The sequence below is a fragment of the Nitrosospira sp. Nsp18 genome, from assembly GCF_900103145.1.
Classification (GTDB): domain Bacteria; phylum Pseudomonadota; class Gammaproteobacteria; order Burkholderiales; family Nitrosomonadaceae; genus Nitrosospira.
Genome location: NZ_FMWY01000024.1, coordinates 45,216 through 52,488 on the forward strand (window position 1 = coordinate 45,216; position 7,273 = coordinate 52,488).

7 protein-coding genes are annotated in these 7,273 nt (G+C 52.9%); 6 read left to right on the top strand and 1 reads right to left on the bottom strand.

The features are described 5' to 3' along the window. Positions 1-55 precede the first annotated feature (55 nt). The 3 genes from BLS94_RS10960 to BLS94_RS10970 are packed head-to-tail and all read left to right on the top strand — an operon-like array spanning position 56 to position 3,460. Entirely contained in the window at positions 56-1,561 is a 1,506-nt protein-coding gene (locus BLS94_RS10960) for a sensor histidine kinase (RefSeq protein ID WP_090960903.1), read from the top strand. Between the two features lie 5 nt (positions 1,562-1,566). Then, on the top strand, positions 1,567-2,085 hold the full coding sequence (locus BLS94_RS10965) for a dihydrolipoamide acyltransferase (protein WP_256325395.1): 519 nt from the start codon (positions 1,567-1,569) through the stop codon (positions 2,083-2,085). Between the two features lie 13 nt (positions 2,086-2,098). Then, positions 2,099-3,460, top strand: coding sequence for a sigma 54-interacting transcriptional regulator (locus BLS94_RS10970; protein ID WP_072766752.1), 1,362 nt, complete (start codon positions 2,099-2,101; stop codon positions 3,458-3,460). A 170-nt stretch (positions 3,461-3,630) separates the two neighbouring features. Here the strand turns inward: BLS94_RS10970 and BLS94_RS10975 are convergent, their stop codons facing one another. Next, positions 3,631-5,214: a LodA/GoxA family CTQ-dependent oxidase gene (locus BLS94_RS10975; RefSeq protein ID WP_090960905.1), complete on the bottom strand. Its 1,584-nt coding sequence runs from the start codon at positions 5,212-5,214 to the stop codon at positions 3,631-3,633. A gap of 313 nt (positions 5,215-5,527) precedes the next feature. Here BLS94_RS10975 and BLS94_RS10980 point away from each other — a divergent pair, with 313 nt between their 5' ends. Genes BLS94_RS10980 through BLS94_RS14925 form a run of 3 tightly spaced genes read left to right on the top strand, consistent with a single transcriptional unit; the run spans position 5,528 to position 7,225 of the window. Then, positions 5,528-6,241: a dienelactone hydrolase family protein gene (locus BLS94_RS10980; protein WP_090960907.1), complete on the top strand. Its 714-nt coding sequence runs from the start codon at positions 5,528-5,530 to the stop codon at positions 6,239-6,241. Further along, complete coding sequence (locus tag BLS94_RS10985; RefSeq protein WP_090960910.1) at positions 6,242-6,934, top strand: phosphoribosyltransferase; 693 nt, start codon at positions 6,242-6,244, stop codon at positions 6,932-6,934. Between the two features lie 9 nt (positions 6,935-6,943). Further along, the gene (locus tag BLS94_RS14925) at positions 6,944-7,225 is read left to right on the top strand and encodes a TraB/GumN family protein (protein ID WP_090960913.1); all 282 of its coding nucleotides are present in this window, start codon (positions 6,944-6,946) and stop codon (positions 7,223-7,225) included. Positions 7,226-7,273 lie beyond the last annotated feature (48 nt).

Genomic DNA, 7,273 nt, shown 5'->3' on the forward strand with positions numbered 1-7,273 from the left:
GCATGAGGCGAGCGCAAATAAAATTGTTCCGAACCTGGGCTGTCGAAGGGAAAAAATGAGTGCTCGCGCAGAAATTGCCAAGCAGGACAGCGGCATTAGCGTCGGATCTTTGTCCCGGCTAAGGCGCGATCCGAAGTCGTTCCTCAAATTGATCCTGCTCGGTTTTGCGCTTGTTGGCTTGCCGCTGATCATCGCGCTGATCAACAGTGCTTTTTCCATTGACCGGTTGGCGGATCAGAGCCGCAAGGCTGTGTATCAGGCGGCGCAAATTGCGCACAGTAGCCGTGCGCTGGCTGATGAGATTGCCGCTATGGAGCGGGCTGTGCGCCAGGCCCATATCCTGGGCGATACCTCTTTGCTCGAAGGTTATTTTCGCGCGCACAACAAATTCGAGAGCATGTCGGCGAGCCTTTCCGAGTTGTCATTGCATGACGAACAGAAACAACTGCTGAGCCACCTGCAAACGTCGGAAGCTTCGATTTTCAAGAAAGTATCGGCTGTAAAACAATCCCCGGAAAAGCTTCGCGATCTCATCGGTAATTTCGTGCTCCTCCGGGATTCGGCCCGAACCTTTTCGTGGGTTGGCTATACGTTGATCGAGCGTGAGGTGGATGAAATGCAGGACATGGCGGGGTATGCGCGCTTTACCGTCGGGTGGCAGCTACTCGCGCTGATTCCATTTGCCATTTTGCTGGCATTCTTTTTTTCGGTGCGGATCGCACGTCCCATCCGCCAGATCGATGAAGCCATCCGAAATATGGGGCAAGGTGAACTATTCAAGGCAATCAGTGTGGAGGGACCTCAGGATCTGGTGTATTTCGGTGAGCGCCTGGACTGGATGCGTCGCCGCCTGCTGAAGCTGGAAGAGCAGAAAACCCGATTTCTGCAGCATGTTTCTCATGAGCTGAAGACGCCGCTTACCGCCATGCGTGAAGGGGCGGATTTGCTAGCGGAAGGCGTGGCGGGGAAACTAACCGAAGAACAGCAGCGTATTGCGAGGATCCTTCATAGCAACAGCATCCAGCTCCAGCGGCGCATCGAGGATTTACTGAGCTATAGCGCTCTTCAGGCCGAAAAAGCCGCGCTGGTGAAGCAAGAGGCTAATCTGACAAAAATTCTGGATGCGGTGTTGCAGGACCAGAATCTTATTATCATGAGTAAAGGCTTGAGAATTGACTTATCTTGCCCGGAATTGGTTATTGACTGCGATGAACAGAAAATTAAGGTAATCATCGATAATCTATTGTCGAATGCGGTGAAATTTTCGCCGCCGGGCGGCTGTATCCGCATTTGGACGAGTAAGACAGCCGGGATGGTTCAACTGGACATTGTTGACGCGGGGCTGGGCGTTGACGAAGCGGACCGTGAGAAAGTATTCGAGCCGTTTTACCAGGGGCGGCGGATACTCGACAGTCATGTCAGGGGAACAGGGCTGGGACTATCCATTGCGCGAGAGTATGCGCTAGCGCACGGAGGCAATATTGAGCTTATCCCGAAAATTGGTGCCGGGGCTCATTTCCGCCTCACCATACCTATTTGTGACCTCGAACGGCCTCTATGAATCGCATGCGTCAAAAATTGCGGATCCTGCCGGCAATAATGTTGACGTTTGTAGCTGCGTGCGCAGGCTTGCCTGAAGATCAGCCATATGTCATGCCAGCTGATCCCGTCGTCACTGGCCAGATGGATGATATGATGGAGTTTTATGAATCCATTCGCAAGCAACCATCAGCAGAGCTTGCCCGCGTATATGACAAGGTAAAACAGAATTTCGTACAGAACAAGAGCGACTCAAACCGAGCCAGGCTCGTATTGCTTCTCATACTGCCCAATACTTCCTTTCGCGACATCACTTCAGCGGTCTACCTGCTCAACGAGTGGCCGCGGGATTCGAATCCAGCAACCAATCTGCAAAGTTTCAGAAATTTGCTCGCGAGCCTGCTTGCAGAGCAGCAGCGGCTAACTCACAGTGTGGAAGAATTGTCGCAGAAATTCAAAGACGAGCAAAAACGCGTCGAGACCTTGCAAAACCAGATCGATGCCATAAAAAGCATGGAAAAGAATCTCATTCTCAGAGAGTTATAAATAATGCACAATCATGTTTGATGCCAAGCCCAAAATCCTCATCGTCGACGATGATACGGATCTGCTTGAGTTACTTGTTATCCGGCTGACCGCTGCGGGCTACAAAGTGGACGCAGTACAAAGTGCAGAGGCCGCGCTGAATTATCTGGATGTATCACGGCCGCAACTGGTCATCAGCGATATGCAGATGAGCGGCATGGACGGCATGGCATTATTTGAGCACATCCATCGGGCATTACCGACGTTGCCGGTGATCATTCTTACAGCGCATGGCACCATTCCCGATGCGGTTGCGGCCGTCCAGCAAGGCGTATTCGGTTATCTGGCCAAACCTTTTGACAGCAAAACCCTGCTGGCCAACATTAGCCAGGCTCTTAGATTCGTTCCGGGCGCCCTGTCACAGCAAGAGATATCGCAGGCGGCGTGGCGCAAAAATATCATTACGCAAAGCGCTGTCATGGAGGACCTTCTTACAAAAGCGGGACTTGTAGCGGAGGGAGACGCGAGCGTGTTGATCTATGGCGAAAGTGGCGTGGGAAAGGAATTATTCGCGCACGCGATACACGACGCATCCAAACGGCGCGATCATCCGTTTGTGGCTATAAATTGCGCGGCAATTCCAGAACAGTTACTGGAATCCGAATTGTTCGGTCACGTCAAAGGCGCGTTTACCGGCGCTGTCCGGGACCACAAGGGGCTGTTTCAGTTGGCCGAGGGCGGGACGCTGCTTCTCGACGAAATTGGTGATATGCCGCTTTTGCTCCAGGTCAAGTTATTGCGTGTCCTGCAGGAGCGACAAGTGCGGCCGGTCGGGTCGACGCAGGCAATGCCGGTGGATGTCCGCATTATTTCGGCAACCCACCGTGACCTCAAAGCGGAAATCGCCGCAGGTACCTTTCGAGAAGACCTTTATTACAGACTGGACGTGGTGGCCTTGACAATTCCCGCCCTGTCGCAGAGGCGCGAGGATATTCCATTACTGACAAATTACTTTCTAAGTACATTTTCCGAGAAATACCAGAAAAATATCAACGGATTCTCTCCCGAAGCCATGGAGATGCTGATTAGCGCGTCCTGGCCGGGCAACGTGCGGCAACTCATGAATGTCATCGAAAGATGTGTTGCCCTGAGTACGGCACCCCTCATCTCGGCCGCATCGGTGTATGACGCCATGCACCGGGAAGAGGAACAGCTTGTTTCTTTCGAGGACGCGCGCAAAAGTTTCGAGAGAGACTATCTTGTACGCGTGCTGAAGATAACGGGCGGCAACGTGACGCAGGCAGCGCGCCTGGCCAAGCGAAATCGCACAGAATTCTACAAACTGCTCCAGAGGTACCAGCTCGATCCTTCTGTTTTCAAGCAGGCGCAAGCATGATCCTGAATTCGGCAGTCGGGGTGGAGTGAGCTGTTCAAGCCGCCCCGTGGCGAACTCACCAAAAGGTGAAGCTTCCAGGCTACGAAAAATCCTTTTCGGTTATAGCGCTTAGTTGGCAAATAAGCTGAAAAATGAATTGTCAACTGCTGGATTCAGAATAACGATCAACTTCACATCACCGCCACGTCAGACTGGCCCTCTATGGGGTTGCGCTCGTCCTCTACGAATTTGCCGCCTTTTTTTACGATAAAACCCAGCTCTGACCACCATCTGACCATATCACTATAGTCTTCTATGCCGCGTGAAAATGGTTGTATCTGCCCCGAGGCGGTAACGACATCGACAGGGCGCTGAGCCGGCCACCACAGTTCGCCGCAAGCCAGAAAGTCAGCCTGCCAGGGCAATGCCATTCGCTCAGTCAGGAAGCCAGGGGAAAGCGTACGTTTGATCCGGAACGGTGCTTCATAGGTCACTGCCTGCGCAATGACATACGTTACCTCGATACCAGGGAAAAATGGCGCGCCGATGCAGCCTTCCAATGACGCTCGCGTCAGCGCATCGGGCTTTTGTTCGAGCGGCAATTCATCGAACGGAACAGGTACAGGCTCGGTTACCCAGTCGGCGTGGAATTCGCCCTGCGACCATTTTTCCATCATGGCGTACTGATACTCCGTCAGTGCAGTGTATTCGCCTCGTTCCAGATTGTCGGGATCCAGGCCGCTATTCACTTTCGGCATGCTGGGCGGAACCCGGGGCGGGGGAGAATTGGGATCGACGCGAGTATTGGGTTTCATCAGCCACCTCAAAACCGTTTCACGCGCGGACTTCCCATTTTCCGTCTTGTCTGCCAGCTTGCTCAGCCGCTCGGGATTGAGGAAATTTCCCGCATCTCCGTGATGGCGGTTTCTTTGCTCCGCCACCCAGTGAATCAGTACCACCCGCTTAAGGATCGGGTAGATATCCCGTGTAAATGACGGCACACTTTTTATAAGACGCGGAGAGAAATTTCGCACGGCAACATTCAGCGCCTGGTCATACCAGGTTGTGACACTTTCAATTTCCGGGGCGTACGAGGGGGGTGCCACAACAACCCATGCGCCGCCTTCAGCATTGATGGGCTGTTCACCTTCCACCTCTACGACAGCACTTACAGGCCCATCGGAAACGCCGTCATACCAGCCATCATTATTCGCAAAATTATCGAGGCCTCGACCAATAGGGGAGCCCGATTTACCTGGACCGCCGACAACGATCAGCCGTCCTTCTTCGTCCGTGAGGAGGCGTCCAAACACAATTTTTGCGCTGCCTTCGACATCTCCACCTTTGATGAAGTTGATTTCTCCGGCGAGAAGACCACCCGCTTGGTTTTTGCCCGATATGGACTGTATTCCGGCATCCGCGATTAACCCCGCTCGGCTGTATTCAGCATTTCTGAGCGAAGTAGAAGACGGACCTCCCGGCGGAAAATTTCCACCTGCTGCTTTACGGTTGACCAGATGCACGCTCCATCTGATTCTTGTCTTCTCATCCAGAACAATCTCGCTGTCGAGTGCTTCCTTGCCGAAATCGTCACGAATAAATTTATAAATGCGGAATCGAACAGCTTGCGGCTTTATTTTTCCCGGTGACGAGTCGTCACGATATGGCCCCGGGGGAGTAACCCCTGGAGACTCCGGGCCCAGGAAATAACCGGTCTCGCTGTTTCCTATACGCGCAACGCCTATTGCCGGGTAAATCCGGTAGATCGCTTTCATCGGCATTTTCTCCTTTGCCAGTTTAATTCATCCCGAAAAAATCTTGGCCACATCCATATCATAGCCTCCACCAAAAATATTTCCGGCTATTTTTTCCTGGGAACATGCCGTTCACGTCGTGTTCGCTGTCGTGCTCGTATATACCGGAAAAATACCAGTGAAGAGTTCCGACCATCATCCAGCCCTTGTTGAAAACCTATGTTCGGAAGCGTACGGAAACATCGTTAACGATGCTCTATAAAAATAACCGTACTTTCGTATTTCCTTATTTCAGGATCAGGCACATCAATTTTATTAACGCGAGGCGCTGAGGATGTTATCGGAAGACAAATATGGCAACCCCTTGCATGACCGGCCCCCTGAGGTGACAGCCGTACGAATCCCGGCAGGGGATGTCACGTTGAGCGCAGACTTGGCTATTCCCTCGGATTCCAGAGCTATTGTCGCATTCGCACATGGCAGCGGCAGTGGCCGGCATAGCACCCGCAACCGTTATGTCGCGGAAACACTGAACAGGTATCACTTCGCCACGCTGCTCGCCGATCTCTTGACCGAGGAAGAAGAAGTTATCGATATGCGGACACGGCATTTGCGTTTTGATATACCCATGCTGGCGAACAGGCTGATCGATATTGCCGCATGGTTGCAAAGTGAACCGCGCACGAAACATTTAAAGATAGGCTGGTTTGGGGCGAGTACAGGTGCCGGTGCCGCGTTGATTGCCGCGGCAAGGCGCCCGGAAAATATCATGGCGGTGGTCTCCCGTGGGGGCCGGCCTGATCTGGCGGGTGATTATTTGCCGGAAGTCATGGCTCCCGTGCTTCTTATCGTAGGTGAAAACGATTTCGAGGTCCTGAAACTCAATAAATCGGCCTTGGCGCGGCTTAATCCCAATGGCCGGTCCAGATTGGACATCGTACCAAACGCAACACATTTGTTTGAAGAGCCCGGCACGCTCGAGGCAGCCGCCCTTCTGGCGGCTCAATGGTTTCAAACCCATTCCGGACCGTTGGAAGAAGAGGTTTAGATGGCAGGCTCCGTTCACTATTTCGCGGATAGGGCAGAAGCTGGAAAAAGGCTGGCGGAAGCACTGGCCGGCTATGCTAGAAGAACCGATGTCCTCGTTCTGGCACTTCCGCGTGGCGGCGTGCCGGTGGCTTATGAAGTGGCCCAGACTCTGGCTGTGCAGATGGACCTGTGGCTTGTCCGCAAGCTGGGCGTGCCCGGGCAGGAAGAACTGGCGATGGGTGCGATAGCAGGAAATGATACTCGCGTCCTCAATCGAGACATCATCAGCGTCTTGAATATCGACAGGACTACCATTGAGGCTGTAATAGTAAAGGAACAGGCGGAACTGGAAAGGCGCAACCTGCTTTACCGCCAAGGCAGGCCGTCACCCAATATTGAAGGAAAGACAATCATAATTATCGATGATGGCCTTGCTACCGGGGCGACCATGCGCGCTGCGATTGCTTCCCTCCGCCATGCCGGTGCAGCAAGGATTATTGCGGCTGTGCCAGTTGGCGCCGCGGCTACCTGCGGAAAAATCGAGCAGGAGGCGGATGAGCTTGTTTGCCTGTATACACCGGAGCCTTTTTACGGTGTAGGACAATGGTATAGCGATTTTTCACAGACGCCAGACGAAAGCGTGCTCGCACTCCTGGAAAGTGCCGCCAAAAGCCAGGGCAGCGCCCCGATAAAACCCGAAAAAACATTGTGAGGGTTCAGCATGCCTGACCTCGATTCTCATCACAGCTCGATCGCCGTACTGGAACGGCATGCGCAATCTCTGCAGGTTGCGGGGGACGATTACCGTCCACTGATTGATGCCGCAAAAAACAAAAAACTTGTTCTGCTCGGAGAGGCTTCTCACGGCACTGCAGAATTTTATCGAATTCGCGCCGAAATTACCAAGCATCTCATTGTAGAAGAAGGATTCGACGCTGTCGCAGTCGAGGCGGACTCGAATTGCGCCGAATTAAATGTAACCGAAAGGTATTCTGAGAAATAACGTTGCGCCATATTGAAGGTTACCGAAAAGGAGACCTTGATATGGTAA

Bases quoted from the DNA above. Each gene is read 5' to 3' on its own strand.
- BLS94_RS10965 (WP_256325395.1), top strand. From the start codon at position 1,567: ATGCGTCAAAAATTGCGGATCCTGCCGGCAATAATGTTGACGTTTGTA.
- BLS94_RS10960 (WP_090960903.1), top strand. From the start codon at position 56: ATGAGTGCTCGCGCAGAAATTGCCAAGCAGGACAGCGGCATTAGCGTC.
- BLS94_RS10975 (WP_090960905.1), bottom strand. From the start codon at position 5,214: ATGAAAGCGATCTACCGGATTTACCCGGCAATAGGCGTTGCGCGTATA.
- BLS94_RS10970 (WP_072766752.1), top strand. From the start codon at position 2,099: ATGTTTGATGCCAAGCCCAAAATCCTCATCGTCGACGATGATACGGAT.
- BLS94_RS10980 (WP_090960907.1), top strand. From the start codon at position 5,528: ATGTTATCGGAAGACAAATATGGCAACCCCTTGCATGACCGGCCCCCT.
- BLS94_RS10985 (WP_090960910.1), top strand. From the start codon at position 6,242: ATGGCAGGCTCCGTTCACTATTTCGCGGATAGGGCAGAAGCTGGAAAA.
- BLS94_RS14925 (WP_090960913.1), top strand. From the start codon at position 6,944: ATGCCTGACCTCGATTCTCATCACAGCTCGATCGCCGTACTGGAACGG.